The organism is Ideonella sp. BN130291 (genome assembly GCF_036231905.1).
GTDB lineage: Bacteria > Pseudomonadota > Gammaproteobacteria > Burkholderiales > Burkholderiaceae_C > CAMLIZ01.
The window spans coordinates 13,955-29,269 of the sequence record NZ_JAZARE010000007.1 but is presented as its reverse complement, the minus strand read 5'-3'; the positions used below and the strand labels follow the sequence as shown (position 1 = coordinate 29,269).

At 70.0% G+C, this 15,315-nt stretch carries 15 protein-coding genes; 3 read left to right on the top strand and 12 right to left on the bottom strand.

Annotation, left to right across the window (positions count from 1 at the left end):
- Positions 1–89 precede the first annotated feature (89 nt).
- From VPH43_RS15870 to uvrA, 3 genes are all read right to left on the bottom strand, one after another.
- Positions 90–695, bottom strand: a complete 606-nt coding sequence (locus tag VPH43_RS15870; protein ID WP_328578701.1) for a 2-hydroxychromene-2-carboxylate isomerase — start codon at positions 693–695, stop codon at positions 90–92.
- A 113-nt stretch (positions 696–808) separates the two neighbouring features.
- Entirely contained in the window at positions 809–1,690 is an 882-nt protein-coding gene (locus VPH43_RS15865) for a DMT family transporter (RefSeq protein WP_328578700.1), read from the bottom strand.
- Positions 1,691–1,998: 308 nt separating this feature from the next.
- On the bottom strand, positions 1,999–4,905 hold the full coding sequence (gene uvrA / locus VPH43_RS15860) for an excinuclease ABC subunit UvrA (RefSeq protein WP_442909301.1): 2,907 nt from the start codon (positions 4,903–4,905) through the stop codon (positions 1,999–2,001).
- Between the two features lie 286 nt (positions 4,906–5,191).
- On the opposite strand from uvrA, the gene VPH43_RS15855 reads away from it, so the two are divergent.
- Both VPH43_RS15855 and VPH43_RS15850 read left to right on the top strand, forming a co-directional pair.
- A complete protein-coding gene (locus VPH43_RS15855) occupies positions 5,192–5,830 on the top strand; it encodes a response regulator transcription factor (RefSeq protein WP_328578699.1) in 639 nt (212 codons plus the stop codon).
- A gap of 34 nt (positions 5,831–5,864) precedes the next feature.
- Positions 5,865–6,317, top strand: a complete 453-nt coding sequence (locus tag VPH43_RS15850) for a response regulator (RefSeq protein WP_328578698.1) — start codon at positions 5,865–5,867, stop codon at positions 6,315–6,317.
- A 16-nt stretch (positions 6,318–6,333) separates the two neighbouring features.
- Here VPH43_RS15850 and VPH43_RS15845 read toward each other — a convergent pair whose 3' ends face one another.
- The 7 genes from VPH43_RS15845 to VPH43_RS15815 form a co-directional block, all read right to left on the bottom strand.
- The gene (locus VPH43_RS15845; protein WP_328578697.1) at positions 6,334–7,764 is read right to left on the bottom strand and encodes a CHASE3 domain-containing protein; all 1,431 of its coding nucleotides are present in this window, start codon (positions 7,762–7,764) and stop codon (positions 6,334–6,336) included.
- A gap of 74 nt (positions 7,765–7,838) precedes the next feature.
- On the bottom strand, positions 7,839–8,006 hold the full coding sequence (locus tag VPH43_RS15840) for a DUF1328 domain-containing protein (protein WP_328578696.1): 168 nt from the start codon (positions 8,004–8,006) through the stop codon (positions 7,839–7,841).
- 18 nt (positions 8,007–8,024) lie between these two features.
- Entirely contained in the window at positions 8,025–8,591 is a 567-nt protein-coding gene (locus tag VPH43_RS15835) for a ferritin-like domain-containing protein (protein WP_328578695.1), read from the bottom strand.
- 87 nt (positions 8,592–8,678) lie between these two features.
- Positions 8,679–8,993, bottom strand: coding sequence for a DUF883 family protein (locus VPH43_RS15830; RefSeq protein ID WP_328578694.1), 315 nt, complete (start codon positions 8,991–8,993; stop codon positions 8,679–8,681).
- A 57-nt stretch (positions 8,994–9,050) separates the two neighbouring features.
- On the bottom strand, positions 9,051–9,383 hold the full coding sequence (locus VPH43_RS15825) for a BON domain-containing protein (RefSeq protein WP_328578693.1): 333 nt from the start codon (positions 9,381–9,383) through the stop codon (positions 9,051–9,053).
- Positions 9,384–9,565: 182 nt separating this feature from the next.
- Complete coding sequence (locus tag VPH43_RS15820; protein ID WP_328578692.1) at positions 9,566–10,678, bottom strand: hypothetical protein; 1,113 nt, start codon at positions 10,676–10,678, stop codon at positions 9,566–9,568.
- Complete coding sequence (locus VPH43_RS15815) at positions 10,675–11,322, bottom strand: sigma-70 family RNA polymerase sigma factor (RefSeq protein WP_328578691.1); 648 nt, start codon at positions 11,320–11,322, stop codon at positions 10,675–10,677. The genes VPH43_RS15820 and VPH43_RS15815 overlap by 4 nt, the downstream gene beginning before the upstream one ends.
- Positions 11,323–11,428: 106 nt before the next feature.
- Between VPH43_RS15815 and VPH43_RS15810 the strand changes: the two genes are divergently transcribed.
- Complete coding sequence (locus VPH43_RS15810) at positions 11,429–11,845, top strand: Ig-like domain-containing protein (RefSeq protein ID WP_328578690.1); 417 nt, start codon at positions 11,429–11,431, stop codon at positions 11,843–11,845.
- A gap of 14 nt (positions 11,846–11,859) precedes the next feature.
- Here the strand turns inward: VPH43_RS15810 and recQ are convergent, their stop codons facing one another.
- A complete protein-coding gene (recQ, locus tag VPH43_RS15805; RefSeq protein ID WP_442909310.1) occupies positions 11,860–13,764 on the bottom strand; it encodes a DNA helicase RecQ in 1,905 nt (634 codons plus the stop codon).
- Positions 13,765–13,797: 33 nt separating this feature from the next.
- Positions 13,798–15,312 carry an ATP-binding response regulator gene (locus VPH43_RS15800; protein WP_328578688.1) on the bottom strand — a complete coding sequence of 505 codons (1,515 nt, stop codon included), beginning with the start codon at positions 15,310–15,312 and terminating at the stop codon, positions 13,798–13,800.
- Between the last annotated feature and the right edge of the window lie 3 nt (positions 15,313–15,315).

Sequence of the window (15,315 nt, the reverse complement as noted above, 5' to 3'; positions counted from 1 at the left end):
GCCGCAGGCCGCTTCGTCCTTCAAGCCGGAGCCCCTTCTCTGAAAGGGCTGGGGTAGCGAACGTGCAGCCAGAACGAAGACTGGTGCGCTTAGCGCGTCAGTCTTCGTTCTACGAAGTCCAGCCGGTCCTGCCCCCAGAAGATCTCGCCCTCGATCACATAGCTGGGCGCGCCGAACACGCCGGCATCGATGGCGCGCTGGGTGTCGGCTTCGTAACGCTCCTGCACCGCCTGGCTGTGCGCCTGCTCGATGCGCGCGGCGGGCAGGTCGGCTTCAGCCAGCAGCTGCGCCAGCGTGGCTTCGTCGCCGATGTTGCGTTCCTCCGCCCACACCGCACGCATCACGTGCAGCGCCAGCCGCATCGCGGCCTCCTCGCCGTCCTTCATGTCCACGGCAATGATCAGCCGCGCGGCATCGTCGCCGTTGACCGGAAAGTGCTTCGGCTCCAGGTTCAGCGGCGCGCCCAGCCAGGTGCTGAAGCGGCGCAGTTCCGCCAGCCGGTAGGCCTGGCGCTGCGGCGCACGCTTGGCCAGCGGCAGGCCGCCGGACACCGGGAACACCTTGCCGCCCAGGTCCACCGGCAGCACACGGATGCGGGCGTTGTGAGCGCGAGCGATGTCCCAGAAGCGCTGGTGGCCCAGGTAGGACCAGGGCGACTGCGGGGCGAAGTAGTAGTCGATGGTCGTCTGGCTCATGGCGCGCTTTCGTGACGGCCCGGCGGGCCCATGGCGGCGCACCATACCTGAAGCGCGCGCTGTGCGCAGCGGCCGCAACGGCCACAGGGCGAAACGAAGTGGGTTAACAGGCCCTAGCCGAGCGCGAGCGCCGCCACGCCGCCTGCCATGCAGGCCGCACCCAGCATGCGCAGGCCGCGGTCCGTTTCCCCGAGCAGCCGGCCGCCGATCAGCGCGGCGAACAGCATCGACACCTCGCGTGCCGGCGCCACATGCGACAGCGGCGCCATGGTCGCGGCATACAGCACGAGGATGTAGCCCAGCGGGCTGATGGCGGCCACCAGCAGCGCGTGTTTCCAGTGCAGGCGCCAGGCAGCCTGGAAGTCCGCGCGGTCGCGCCAGGCCTCCGGCAGCATGAACGGGATGCGCATCAGGTTGCCGATGTAGTCCACCAGGATGGGCGACAGCGCCAGCACCTTCACCGAGTAGCCATCGATCAGCGTGTACAGCGCGATCAGCACGCCGGTCATGCCGCCCCACAGCAGGCCGGAGCGGATGCGGCCGCGTTCGCCCGGGTCGTGCGCGCGCCGCCACAGCGCCGGCCCGCCGGCGATCAGCACCAGGCCGGCGGTGATGCCCAGCACGCCGGCCAGGGTCCAGGCGGTGGGCCACTCGTGCAGCAGCAGCATGGCGCCGGCGGAGCTGAGCAACGGCCCGGTGCCGCGCGCCACCGGGTACACCACGGTGAGGTCGCTCTCGCGGTACCCGCGCAGCAGGGTGCGGAAGTACACCAGGTGGGTGATGCCGCTGGCCAGCACCAGCGCCCAGGCCAGCGGCGTCCAGGCCGCCATGCCGCCCATCACCGCCCAGGCGGCCACCGGCGCCCACAGCACCGCTAGCAGCAGCGAGCACAGCAGCGGAAAGGTGTGGCTGGCGCCGGCATGCTTGGCCGCCACGTTCCACAGGGCGTGCAGCAGGGCCGCGGTGATGACGAGGCCCAGGGCCAGCGGCGACATGCTCAGTGCACCCGCGACAGGCTGGGGGTGATCGCCTGCACTAGGGCCTGTTAACGCTATTTGGAGCCTCACGCTCGGGGCCCAAGGGGCGCAGACCTAGGCGCAGGCGAGGCCGCGTGCTCGATGCACGCAACGAGCCGGCAACGACGGTGTGCGCCCCTTGGGTCCCGAGCCCGGAGGGTGATCCCAGGAAACGGGCGCCCTCCGCGTTGCAAATGCTCGCCGTAGTCCCTGCTACGACTGTGCTTTGCGCCTTGATGGCGCCCGCTTCCTGGGTCACGTGAGGCTCCAAATAGCGTTAACAGGCCCTAGAACAGCAGCGGCTTCAGGTACCGCCCGGTGTGGCTCTCCGGATGCGCCGCGATGGCCTCCGGCGTGCCCTCGGCAACCACCCGCCCGCCGCCCGCACCACCCTCGGGCCCCATGTCGATCAGCCAGTCGGCTGTCTTGATCACATCGAGGTTGTGCTCGATCACCACGATGGTGTTGCCGGCGTCGCGCAGCTGGTGCAGCACCTTCAGCAGCAGCTGGATGTCATGGAAGTGCAGGCCGGTCGTGGGCTCGTCCAGGATGTAGAGCGTGCGGCCGGTGTCGCGCTTGCTCAGCTCCAGCGCAAGCTTCACCCGCTGCGCCTCGCCGCCCGACAGCGTGGTGGCGCTCTGCCCCAGCTTGATGTAGCCCAGGCCCACGTCCAGCAGGGTCTGCAGCTTGCGCGCGATGGTGGGCACGGCGTTGAAGTAACCGTGCGCTTCTTCCACCGTCATGTCCAGCACCTGGGTGATGTTGCGGCCCTTGTAGAGCACCTCCAGCGTCTCGCGGTTGTAGCGGGCGCCGTGGCACACGTCGCAGGGCACATACACGTCCGGCAGGAAGTGCATCTCCACCTTCAGCACGCCGTCGCCCTGGCAGGCCTCGCAGCGGCCGCCCGCGATGTTGAAGCTGAAGCGGCCGGGGCCGTAACCGCGCTCCTTGGCCACGTTCATCTCGGCGAACATCTCGCGGATGGGGGTGAACAGGCCGGTGTAGGTGGCGGGGTTGCTGCGCGGCGTGCGGCCGATCGGGCTCTGGTCGACATTGATCACCTTGTCGAAGGCGTCCAGGCCCTGGATCTCGTCGTGCGCCGCCGGCTCGGCGTGGCTGCTGTAGAGCTGGCGCGCCACCGCGGTGTAGAGCGTGTCGTTCACCAGGGTGCTCTTGCCCGAGCCGGAGACGCCAGTGACGCAGGTGAACAGCCCCACCGGGATGTCCACGGTCACGCCTTTCAGGTTGTTGCCGCGGGCATTCACGATCCGCATCACGCGCGGCTCGTCCATCTCGTCCAGCGTGCGGCGGCGCTCGGGCAGCGCGATGCGCAGCTTGTGCGACAGGTACTGGCCCGTCAGCGACTCGGCGTTGGCCGCCACCTCCTCGAAGGTGCCCTGTGCGATCACGCGGCCACCGTGCACCCCGGCGCCCAGCCCCATGTCGATCACATGCTCGGCGGCGCGGATCATGTCCTCGTCGTGCTCCACCACCAGCACCGAGTTGCCCAGGTCGCGCAGGTGGCGCAGCGTGCCGATCAGGCGCTCGTTGTCGCGCTGGTGCAGGCCGATGCTAGGCTCGTCCAGCACGTACATCACGCCGGTGAGGCCGGAGCCGATCTGGCTGGCCAGGCGGATGCGCTGGGCCTCACCGCCGCTCAGGGTGTCGGCGCTGCGGTCCAGGCTCAGGTAGTTCAGGCCCACGTCGTTGAGGAACTTCAGACGCGAGCCGATCTCCCGCACCACCTTGTCGGCGATCTCGGCCTTGGCGCCCTTGAGCTTCAGGCGCTCGAAGTAGGCATGGCAGTCGGCCAGCGTCGCGTGCTCCACCTCGTAGATCGGCAGGCCCTTGCTGTCGTCGGCGCCTTGCAGGAACACATGGCGCGCCTCGCGCCGCAGGCGGGTGCCCTTGCATTCGGCGCAGGGCTTGGCGGCCTGGTAGCGCGCCAGGTCCTCGCGCACCGCCACCGAGTCGGTCTCGCGGAAGCGCCGCTCGAAGTTGGGAATGACGCCTTCGAAGGGATGAGAGCGCTTCACCTGGCGTGCCTTGCCGCGCGTGCCCTCGGACTGGTAGATGAACTCGATGTCCTCGCTGCCGCTGCCGTACAGCAGCACCTGCTGCGCCTTCTTCGGCAGATCCTCGAACGGCAGGTCGATGTCGAAGGCGTAGTGGCGCGCCACGCTTTCCAGCATGGAGAAGGTGTAGGCATTGCGCCGGTCCCAGCCCTTGACCGCGCCGCTGGCCAGGCTGAGCGACGGGAAGGCGACGACGCGCTCCGGGTCGAACACGGTCACCTGCCCCAGCCCGTCGCAGCTGGGGCAGGCGCCCACCGGCGAGTTGAACGAGAACAGGCGCGGTTCCAGCTCCGGTAGCGAGTAGCTGCACACCGGGCAGCCGAACTTGCTGGAGAACAGGTGTTCCTTGCCCGCATCCATCTCCAGGCCAAGGGCGCGGCCGTCGGCGATGCGCAGCGCGGCCTCGAAGCTTTCGGCCAAGCGCTGCTGCATGTCGGGCCGGGTCTTGAGGCGATCGACCACCACGTCGATGTCGTGCTTCTCCGTCTTCTTCAGTTTCGGCACATCGGCGGCTTCCACCACGGTGCCATCGACGCGGAAGCGCACATACCCTTGTGCCTGCATCTCCTGGAACAGCTCGACGAATTCGCCCTTGCGGTCGCGCACCACCGGCGCCAGCACCATCAGGCGGGTGTCCTCCGGCAGGGCCAGCACGGCATCCACCATCTGGCTGACGCTCTGCGCCTGCAGCGGCAGGTCGTGGATGGGGCAATAGGGCGTGCCGGCGCGGGCGTACAGCAGCCGCAGGTAGTCGTGGATCTCGGTGACCGTGCCCACCGTGGAACGCGGGTTGTGGCTGGTGGCCTTCTGCTCGATGCTGATCGCGGGCGACAGGCCCTCGATCACGTCGACATCGGGCTTGTCCATCAGCTGCAGGAACTGGCGCGCATAGGCGCTCAGGCTTTCCACGTAGCGGCGCTGCCCTTCGGCATACAGCGTGTCGAAGGCGAGGCTGGACTTGCCCGAGCCCGACAGGCCGGTGATCACCACCAGCGCATGCTTGGGAATGTCGAGGTCGACGTTCTTCAGGTTGTGGGTGCGGGCCCCGCGGACGCGGAGGTAGCGGCCGTGGGGTTCGGCGGCGGGCGGTTCGGAGGCGATGTCGGTGCGTCGGTTCACGGTGGCGGCGGCCCGCGAGCAATGGCAGTGCCCGGGGAACCGGGCATCTTAACCAGCCAGGGCTTCGGATGTGGGATGGGAGCTAGCGTGGGCCTCCCATTGGCCGGGCTGGCAGGGCTGGCGTGCGGGCGCCGCCGCGTCGCATACTCCGGTCGATCCGTGTAGGGCGCGCCTGACAACTTCATCGGCTCCTGCCGACAGGGCAGCGTCGCCACGGATGGCCTACAAGTGCTGTTGCACTTGCTAGATTCTGGGCATTACGCAAAACACTGCGGTAGGAGACGACGTGTTGACGACCCGTCTGGGGCTGTTCGATGACCATGAAATCGTACGGTCCGGTTTCCGCTACATCCTGTCGCAGCACAGCGACATCGTGATCGAGGCGGAGGGAGGCACCGGCCGCGAGGCCTTGTCCGCCATCCGCTCCGGCAAGCTCGACGTCGCCCTGGTGGACCTGTCGCTGCCCGACCTGTCGGGCATCGACGTGCTGCGCCAGGCCAAGGCCGGGCAGCCGGAGGTGGCCATCCTCATCCTGTCGGCGTACTCCGAGGACCAGTACGGCCTCAACGTGCTGAAGGCCGGCGCGAGCGGCTTCCTGAGCAAGGAGCTGGCACCGGACCAGCTGGTGTCCGCCGTGCGCACGGTGGCGGCGGGCCGGCGCTACATCAGCCCGCGGCTGGCCGAGAAGCTGGCCGCCGGCCTCACGCACGACATCGAACAACCCGCGCACCTGCGTTTGTCGGAACGCGAGTTCCAGATCTTCTCCAAGCTGGTGGTCGGGCGCAGCGTCACAGAGATCGCCGACGACCTGTGCCTGAGCTCCAAGACCGTGAGCACCTACCGGGCGCGTGTGCTGGAGAAGATGGGGTTCAAGACGAACGCCGAGCTCACGCAGTACGCGGTCAAGAACAACCTGATTCCATGAGGGCGCCGCGTCGTCCCATGTTCAAGCTGCACCCATGACCTCTTCCCCTCCCTCCGCGTTCGCCCCGCACGATGACCCCAAGGTCACGGCGAGCGCCACGCTGCGGGTGCTGCTGGTGGAGGATCTGCCGCGTGTGCAGCTGATGCTGCGCGAGCTGATCGAGGAGCCCGGCCGGTTCGAAGTGGTGGGCGTGGCCGACACCGAGGAGCAGGCGCTCAGCCTGTTCGACGCGCGCCAGCCCGAAGTGGTGGTGGTGGACCTGAACCTGCGCAGCGGCACCGGCATGGGGGTGCTGCAGCGCATCCGCCAGCGCAAGACGGCCGTGCGCCCGCTGCTGATCGTGCTCACGAACCATACCTTGCCGGTGCTGCGCCATGCCTGCGAGAAGGCGGGCGCCGATCACTTCCTGGACAAGAGCCGGGAGTTCGCCCGCGTGCGGGTGCTGATCGAGGAAAGAGCCTCCGGCCAGCAGCCCCCTGTGGCCTGACGCTCAGCGTGCCGCGCTACTCCGCCGCCAGCGGCATCGTGGCGTCCTCGGTCTCTTCCTTCAGCGGGAAGGACGCGAAGATCTCGGTGCCTTCGCCGGGCGCGCTGCGCATGCTGAAGCTGCCGCCCAGCGAGCGCGCGCGCTGGCGCATGCCGGCGATGCCGTGGGTCATGTGGGCGGGCTCGAAGTTGGCAATGCCGACGCCATCGTCGTCCACCCGCAGCTCCAGGCGGCCGGGCGGCTGGCGCAGCTCCACGCGGATGGTCTTGGCCTGGGCATACTTCAGCGCGTTGGTCAGGCTCTCCTGCACGATGCGGTAGACCGCGATCGCAATTTCCGGCGGGATGCGGTCCATCACCTCCGGCACATGCACCTCGCTGCGGATGCCGGCTTTTTCGCAGGTCTCCTGCACATGCCATTCCACCGCGGCCGCCAGGCCCAGGTGGTCCAGCAGGCTGGGGCGCAGGTTCTCGATCACGCGGCGCTTGACTTCCACCGCCTCGTCCAGCGAAGCGGACAGCCGGCGCATGCGCTGCTGCACCTCCGGGTCCACGCCGGAGGCAAAACCCTCGATCCAGGAGGCGTCGATCTTGGCCGCGGTGAGGATGCCGCCCAGCTCGTCGTGCAGGTCGCGCGCCAGCCGGCCTTTTTCGCGTTCGGTGCTGGTCTGCAGGTAGGTGGACAGGGACGACAGCTCCTCGGTGCGCTCGGCCACCTGGCGCTCCAGCTCCTGCGCCTGGCGCGCCAGCTCCGCGCGGTGCTGCTCACGTTCGTAGAAGTGACGCACCGTGCGCACACCCAGGATGGCCAGGAACACCAGGTTGAGGAAGACGATCAGCCCGACGCCGATGCGCTGCAGCAGGAAGATGCGGTTGATGTCCTCGGTGCGTGCGTCGTTCAGCGCGTCCAGTTCCGCATGCAGCAGCGCGGTCTGCTGCTTGATGTTCTCCATCAGCCCCAGGCCCTTGCCGGTGACCACGATCTGCACCGCGTCGATGCGGTTGCCCTGCTGGGTGTAGTGCACCGTCAGCCGCATCTCGTCGAGCTTTTCGTCCACCAGCGGCTGCAGCGTCTGCAGCGGCGCGCGCAGCTCCGGCAGCAGCGCGCCCAGGCGCTGCAGCTCGCCCAGGGTGCCACGCACCTTTTCCACCGCGCCGTCGAAGGGCTTGAGGTAGCGGTCGTCGGCGGTGATCAGGTAGCCGCGCTGGCTGGTCTCGGCCTGCATCAGCGATTCGCGCATCAGCGTGAGCTGCGCGGTGGCGTCGTTCACCTGGCGCGCCGCGCGCCGGCTCGACTCGATCTCGGTGAAGGCCAGTTCGGAGATGGCCAGCACCACCATGGAGATGGCGGCGGTGACCAGCAGCGTGAGCAGGACACGGGGCGGCACCGCCTCGAGCCAGCGCTGCAGGGGTGTGGCGCTGGCGGGCGTGGCGGCGGGTTCGGACATGGGCTCGTCGTGGGTGTGCATCGAAGGCTGCTCAGGCAGCAGCCCTTCAGCATACGACGTGCCCGCGTCCCGCGCTATCGGCCCCGGCGGATCAGCCCCATCACCAGCGACACCACGAAGCCGATGAGGAACACCACGAACAGGATCTTGGCGATGCCGGCCGCGCCGGCGGCGATGCCGCCGAAGCCGAACAGGGCGGCGATCAGCGCGATCACGAAGAAGACGGCGGCGTAGTACAGCATGGAGGCGCTCCCTGGGCGTCAGCCGTTCAGCTGCGCGCCGTCGGCGGCGCTGCCGAGCAGGTCGTTCAGGTCGTCGGCATGCTCCTCCTCCACCGCGAGGATGTCTTCCAGCATCCGGCGCGTGGTGGGATCACGGTCACCGAAGTAACGCACCATCTCGCGATAGCTCTCGATCGCGATGCGTTCGGCCACCAGGTCCTCCAGCAGCATCTCGCGCAGGTCGGTGCCGTTGTGGTACTGGGCGTGCGAGCGCTGGGTGAGGGTGTCGGGGTTGAAATCGGGCTCGCCGCCCAGCTGCACGATGCGCTCGGCCAGGCGGTCGGCGTGTTCGGCCTCCTGCTGGGCATGCTCCAGGAATTCGGACGCCGCAAAACGCGCCTTCAGGCCCTGGGCCATGTAGTAGTGGCGCTTGTAGCGCAGGGTGCACACCAGCTCGGTGGCCAGCGCCTCGTTGAGCAGCTGCACCACCTCCTTGGTGTCCAGCCCGTAGTCGGCGGTCACCGGGCCGTCGCTGACCTGCTCGCGCGCGCGCCGGCGCAACTCGTCCACCGGCGTCAGCGCGCTGGCGGCATTGGAAGGATTCATTCGAAACTCCCTTGTTCAAACGTGAGAGGCCGGTGCCGCAGGACCCGGGGCACCGGCCTTGGAGTCAACCGCCGCGAGCGACCGCGATCAGTAGCGGCGCCGCGTGGCCAGGTAGCCCAGCAGCAGCCCGGCCGCCGCGCCGATGCCGATCACACGCCAGGGGTTCTCACGCACGTACTCGGTGGTCACCTTGGCGGCCTGGCGCGCGTTGCCACGCACGTCCATGGACGACAGGCGGTCGCGTGCGCTGGCGGCCAGGTCCGAGGTGACCGAACTCACGCGGTCGCGCAGGTCCGCCAGCCGGTCGCTGCCTTCGTCGCCCAGCTTGCTGAGCAGGCTTTCGACTTGGCTGGCCACGTTGTTCAGGTCCCGCCGGATGCGGGCTTCGCGAATGGTGTTCATCTCAGGTCCTTTCGTGTCGGGGGTTCATCGGCTCGCGGCAGGGACTGGCCGCGTGGGTCAGCCGGTGGAGCTCTTCAGGCGCACGTCGTTCTTCACTTCCTTCACGCCCTTGATGCCACGCGCGATCTCGGCGGCACGGGCCACTTCGGTGCTGTTGTTGGCAAAGCCGCTCAGCTGCACCACGCCCTTGAAGGTCTCGACCTTGATGCCCAGCGCGCTCACGGTGGGGTCTTCCACGAAGGCGGCCTTCACCTTGGTGGTGATCCAGGAATCGTCGATGACCTCGCCGGTGCTTTCCTTGTTGGGGCCGGAGGCGCAGCCGGAGAGCAGCACGCCGCCACTCAGTGCGGCCAGCAGGGTGGTCAGGGTGACAGCGGATTTGATCTTCATGGTTTCTCCTTGCTTAGCGGAATTCATCCCGGCACGGGATGGCCAACGCGGAGACGTTGAACTTCCAGGTGCCTCCGCCGTGACTGCCACTCTAGGAAGAGGGCCCGTCAGCGTCTGTCGGTTGCGGCTGATAGACCGGGTGCGGGGTGCTGAGCGCCGTGTAGGGAAGCCCTGACAAGTGCTCAAGGCAAGAGTGGCGGGTCCAGCGCAGCGGCGGTGGCGGGCGGCAGATCGGCATGCCACACCATGCCGCCGGCGTCCTGCCACCAGAGCCGGGTGCCTTCCAGCCGCACGCTTGCGCGCAGGCGGCCGGCCTCGAACCAGCGCCACTGCGGCGCCCCGTCCACAGCGGCCACCCCGGCGTGCCACTGCAAGGGGGCGAAGCGCAACGCCCTCACCCAGGATTGCGCCGCCGGGTCCGCCAGCATCACCGGGCTGCCGCTGCCGGCCCGTTGCCAGGTCCAGCGCGGGTCGTCCGCGGCCGCGGCCCGCAGCCGCTGCCAGCCCACCGGGGCCGTGAGCGCCAGGCCGCCCCGGACGTCGGCAGGCGGTTCCGGCGCGGCGGACGCCGGCCCGATGCCGCTGGCCATGTTGCGGGCGGGCGCCGGTGCTGCAGCAGCTGCGGCTGTCGCCTGGCGCTCGGGCGCGGGCACGGGCACACCGTCCGCCGGCACCGGGGCCTGCGCCAGCGTGCGTGTCGATGCGGGGGCCTGTGCAGGCTGGGCGGCGGGCGGGGCTGCCGCGCCTGGGGCCTGCAGCTTGCCGGTTGGCTCGCCCGCCGGCAGGGCGGTGTCCGCGGCTGCATCGGCCGCCTTGCCGGCCATCGCGCGCCGTTCACCCGGCGGCGCTGCCGGTGGCCTTTTGCTGGACGCGGCCTCGGCTAGCTGAAGTTGGTACTGTTCCGCCGCGGCGGCACGGGCGGCAGCTGCCTGGCTCTTGTGCCCGGCGGCGGCGGGGGCCGCGGCGGGGGCAGCCGGCGCCTCTTGCACAGCGGCAGTGGGCGCGGGGCCGGGTGCCCCAGCCGCCGGGCGCTCGGGGGCCCTGGCCACCACCGGCGCGGGCGGCTCCTGGTCCCACCACAGCAGCCCGGCAAGCACGGCCACCATCACGCCGGCCGTGCCGGACGCCCAGGCCGGGCTGGTGAGGCGGTCCAGTGCGCGCCGCCACCAGGGCGCAGCGCCCAGGCTGGCGCGTGCGGCGCGCAGGATGGCGGCGTTGATCCCCGGGGGCGGCTCGGTGTCGTGGTCGGGCGCATGGCGCAGCGCGCTTTGCAGCCGCGGATCGGTGTCGTTCATCGCCAGCTCCCGGGCGCCGCGTCGGCCGGCAGGTAGGCCCCCATGCAGGTGCGCAGCTTGGACATCGCATACCGAAGGCGGCTCTTGGCGGTTTCGAAGCCCAGCGCGAGCATGCGGGCGGCCTCGTCGACCGAGAAACCGTCTTCATGGTGCAGCAGGAACACCGCCTTCTGTTGCGGCGGCAGCTGGTCCAGGCAGTCCAGCAGGCGCTGGCCGGCGTGGCGCCAGAACAGGCGCTCCTCGTGGCTGGCGGCCGCGCCCGCGGGCGCGGGCCAGTGCGACCAGGGTGTGTCGGCGGGTTCGAAGGGCTCACCGTCCTCGGACTGCAGCGTGTCACGGCTCAACTCCCGGCCGCTGCGCCGCCACTGGTCGATCACCCGGTGGTGCGCCAGGGTGAACAGCCAGGTGCGAAAGCGCGCCGCGCCATCGGCGCGCCAGCGCCCGCGCGCTTGCACCACGCGCAGCCAGGTGTCCTGGAACACCTCATCGGCCTGGGCCGCGAGCGCGCTGCCCAGCGAGCGGCGCACGAAGCGGTAGAGCGCGCGGTGGTGGCGTGCATAGAGCTCGTCGAAGGCGCGGGCGTCACCGGCGCCGAAGGCGGCCATCAGGGCAGCGTCTTCGTCGGCGGGGGGCTCCGGCATCATGGCGGGGCAGTCTGCCATGGGCGGACACGAAAGAAGGCGGAACACCATGCGGCATGACACGCTCCAACCGGGCAGACGGGGTCAACCGGCCGCCGGGGAAGTGCAAATGAATGTGACCACTCGAGCGCCGTGGGCGCGCGCCAGCCGCTGGGCCCGGGCGCTGCCGTTGTCTGCGGCGCTGGCCCTGGCGGCCTGCGGTGGCGGCCTGTTCATCGGGGTGGGCGAGGGCGACGAGCCGCCCAGCGTGTCGCTGGTCGCCAGCGCCAGCAGCGCCGGCGCCGGGCAGACGGTGCGGCTGGCCGCCGCCGCCAGCGACGATTTCGGCATCGACCATGTGAGCTTCTACCGCGTCGATGCCGGCGGCGCCTGGGTGCTGCTGGGCAGCGACGGCGTCGGGCCGTTCGAGTGGGATGCGGTGATGCCGGCCACCAGCGCGGCCAGCGTGCAGTTCCTGGCGCGTGCGGTGGACGGCGCCGGCCAGGTGACCGACAGCGATGTCGTCAGCGTGACGGTGCTGCGCTGAGCGCTCAGGGCTGTTTAACCGGCCTGCAGCACGCGCAGGATCTCGCGGCCGTAGGCTTCCAGCTTCTTCGCGCCCACGCCGGCCACGTGCGACAGCGCTTCCAGCGAACCGGGCTGCTCGCGCGCCATCTCGGCCAGGGTGGCGTCGTGGAACACCACGTAGGCCGGCAGGTTGTGTTCGCGCGCCACCTCAGCGCGCCAGGCCTTGAGGGCGGCAAAGCGCTCCTGCGCCTGCGCGTCCAGCGTGGCGGCCGCCGCCGGCACCTTGCCCTCGCGCCGGCCGCTGCGGCGTGAGCTGCCTTTCACCGGCTCGCGGGCTTCGCGCAGCACGATCGGCACGTCGCCCTTGAGCACCGCGCGGGCGCTGTCGGTCAACTCCAGGGTGTTGTATTCCCCTTCGGCGCGCAGGTGCCCCAGCGCGACCAGCTGGCGCAGCACACCACGCCATTGCGCCTCCGACAGGTCGGCGCCCACGCCGAAGGTGCTGAGCCGGTCGTGGCCGTACTGCGCCACCTTGTCGGTGCGCTTGCCGCGCAGCACGTCCAGCAGGTGCGCCACGCCGAAGGCGCGTGGGGCAAACCCATTGCCGCCGTGCTGGCGGAAGCGGTAGATGCAGGACAGCGCCTTGCGCGCGGCCTCGGTGGCGTCCCAGGTCTGCGGCGGATTGAGGCAGTTGTCGCAATTCCCGCAAGCGTGACTGGCTTCACCGAAGTACGACAGCAGCCGCACGCGCCGGCAGTCGTGTGCCTCCGCCAGCGCCAGCAGCGCCTCGAGCTTGCCGCGCTGGATGCGCTTGAACTCCTCGCCGGCCGGGCCGTCGTCGATCATGCGGCGCTGGTTCACCACGTCGGCCAGGCCGTACACCATCCAGGCTTCGGCCGGCTCGCCGTCGCGGCCGGCACGGCCGGTCTCCTGGTAGTAGCTCTCGATGTTCTTGGGCAGGTCCAGGTGCGCCACGAAGCGCACATCGGGTTTGTCGATGCCCATGCCGAAGGCGATGGTGGCCACCATCACCACGCCTTCCTCGCGCAGGAAGCGGTCCTGGTGGCGCCGGCGGGTGTCGGCCTCCATGCCGGCGTGGTACGGCAAGGCGGCGATGCCTTCGGCCTTGAGCCAGTCGGCGGTTTCGTCCACCTTCTTGCGGCTGGCGCAGTACACGATGCCGGCTTCGCCCTCATGCTCGTCGCGGATGAAACGCAGCAGCTGCGAGCGCGCGTTGTCCTTCTCGACGATGGTGTAGCGGATGTTCGGCCGGTCGAAGCTGCTGATGAAAAGGCGCGCCTCCTGCAGCTGCAGCCGCTCGATGATGTCCGCGCGCGTGTGGTCGTCGGCAGTGGCCGTGAGCGCGATGCGCGGCACGCCGGGGAAGCGCTCGTGCAGGACGGTGAGGTTGAGGTAGTCCTCGCGGAAATCGTGGCCCCACTGGCTCACGCAATGCGCCTCGTCGATCGCGAACAGGCTCAGCAGCCCGCGCTCCTGCAGCGATTCCAGCATCGCGATGAAGCCGGCGTTGGTCACCCGCTCGGGTGCGGCGTACAGCAGCACCAGGCGGCCGCTCATCATCTCGCGCTTGACCTGCTGCGCCTCCTCGCCGGTGAGGGAGGAGTTGAGGAAGGCGGCGTGCACGCCGACCTCGTCGAGCGCACCGACCTGGTCATGCATCAGCGCGATCAGCGGGCTCACCACCACGGCCACGCCCTGGCCGGCGCGGTGGCGCACGATCGCGGGCACCTGGTAACACAGGCTCTTGCCGCCGCCGGTGGGCATGAGCACCAGCGCGTCGCCGCCGCCGGCGACATGGTCCACGATGGCGCGCTGCTCGCCGCGGAAATCGGTGTAGCCGAACACCTCCTGCAGGACGGCGGTGGGGTCGGTGGCGGCAGCGGGCACGGGGCGAGGTGGCGGCGGAAAAGCCGTGATCCTATCCGGTGGGCCGGCCGGCCCACCGTGGCCTCAGATGCTGCGCGACACCTCGTCCACCAGCGCGAGCAAGGCGCCGATGTCGGCCGGCTTGGTGAGGTGGTGCGCAAAACCCGCTTCGCGCGAGCGTTCCATGTCCGTGGCCTGTCCCCAGCCGGTCAAGGCCACCAGCACCGGCACGGTGTCTGGCCCGTTGGCGCGGATGCGCTGCGCCAGGTCGTGGCCGGTCATGTCGGGCAGCCCGATGTCCAGCAGCGCCACCTGCGGCGTCCAGTCGGCCAGCACCTGCAGCGCCTCGGCGCCGCTGTACGCCACACGGGTCTGGTGGCCGCAGCTGGTGAGCAGCTCGCCCATGGAGTCGGCGCTGTCGCGGTTGTCGTCCACCACCAGCACGCGGCAGCAGCTGCCCGGCTCGCGGCGCTGCGGTGCCCGCGCGGCAGCCGCATCGGCCGGCGCCAGGGCGAGCGGCAGGCGCAGGCTGAAGTCAGCGCCCTGGCCCGGGCCTTCGCTGCGCGCACTCACCGCGCCGCCGTGCATCTCGGTGAGCGCCTTCACGATCGACAAACCGAGGCCCAGGCCGCCCTGGGCACGCGGCACGGCCTCTTCCACCTGGGCAAACACCTCGAACAGGCGGGGCGCCTCGGCCTGCGCGAAGCCGATGCCGTTGTCGCGCACGCTGATCTCGGCATGCCCCTCGTGGGTGCGCATCATCACGGCGATGCGGCCGCGCCGCGGCGTGTACTTGGCAGCGTTGGTGAGCAGGTTGGACACGCACTGCGCCACCCGGGTGCGATCGGCTTGCGCCCACACCGGCTCGGGTGGCAGGTGCACCGCGAACGCGTGCTCCATCGCCTCGATCTGCGGCATGCTGGTCTCGATGGCCGCATGCACCGCATCGCGCAGGTCCAGGTGCTCCTTCTGCAGCGTGATCTTGCCCTGGGTGATGCGGGCCACGTCCAGCAGGTCGTCCACCAGGCGGGTGAGCTGGTTGGTCTGGCGCTGCATCACCCCCACCGCCCAGCGCTGCTGCGGCTGCGCGGCCATGCCCGCGGCCTGCAGCAGGTGCAGCGCGTTGGACAGCGGCGCGAGCGGGTTGCGCAGCTCATGCGCCAGTGTGGCCAGGAACATGTCCTTGCGCACGTCCGCCTGGCGCATCTCGTACTGGCGCTCGCGGGTGCGCAGGGCCGTGCGCACCGTGCTCACCAGCGTGGACACCTGGGTGGGCCGCTCGATCACGGTGACGTTGCCCAGGCGCAGCACGGCGCCCGCGGCCAGCGGCGACATGCGGCCGCGCTTGGTCAGCAGCAGCACCGGCAGGTCCGACCAGGACGGCTGCGCCTCCACCATCTGGTGCAGCAGCAGCAGGGAGGCGGCGTCCTTCAATGCCTCCTCGGCCACCATGAGGGCGCCGATGCCTGCGCGCGCCTGCTCCACCACCTCGTGGGCGCGCGTGCAGACCTTGACCTGGATCTGCGAGCGCTCCAGGGCGCTGCCGATCAGCGCGGCATCCTTGCCGCTGGGGGCGAGAACAAAGACTCGGCGTTCCATGCA

Bases quoted from the DNA above. Each gene is read 5' to 3' on its own strand.
- VPH43_RS15870 (WP_328578701.1), bottom strand. From the start codon at position 695: ATGAGCCAGACGACCATCGACTACTACTTCGCCCCGCAGTCGCCCTGG.
- VPH43_RS15865 (WP_328578700.1), bottom strand. From the start codon at position 1,690: ATGTCGCCGCTGGCCCTGGGCCTCGTCATCACCGCGGCCCTGCTGCAC.
- VPH43_RS15850 (WP_328578698.1), top strand. From the start codon at position 5,865: ATGACCTCTTCCCCTCCCTCCGCGTTCGCCCCGCACGATGACCCCAAG.
- VPH43_RS15845 (WP_328578697.1), bottom strand. From the start codon at position 7,764: ATGTCCGAACCCGCCGCCACGCCCGCCAGCGCCACACCCCTGCAGCGC.
- VPH43_RS15840 (WP_328578696.1), bottom strand. From the start codon at position 8,006: ATGCTGTACTACGCCGCCGTCTTCTTCGTGATCGCGCTGATCGCCGCC.
- VPH43_RS15835 (WP_328578695.1), bottom strand. From the start codon at position 8,591: ATGAATCCTTCCAATGCCGCCAGCGCGCTGACGCCGGTGGACGAGTTG.
- VPH43_RS15830 (WP_328578694.1), bottom strand. From the start codon at position 8,993: ATGAACACCATTCGCGAAGCCCGCATCCGGCGGGACCTGAACAACGTG.
- VPH43_RS15825 (WP_328578693.1), bottom strand. From the start codon at position 9,383: ATGAAGATCAAATCCGCTGTCACCCTGACCACCCTGCTGGCCGCACTG.
- VPH43_RS15820 (WP_328578692.1), bottom strand. From the start codon at position 10,678: ATGAACGACACCGATCCGCGGCTGCAAAGCGCGCTGCGCCATGCGCCC.
- VPH43_RS15815 (WP_328578691.1), bottom strand. From the start codon at position 11,322: ATGATGCCGGAGCCCCCCGCCGACGAAGACGCTGCCCTGATGGCCGCC.
- VPH43_RS15810 (WP_328578690.1), top strand. From the start codon at position 11,429: ATGAATGTGACCACTCGAGCGCCGTGGGCGCGCGCCAGCCGCTGGGCC.
- VPH43_RS15800 (WP_328578688.1), bottom strand. From the start codon at position 15,312: ATGGAACGCCGAGTCTTTGTTCTCGCCCCCAGCGGCAAGGATGCCGCG.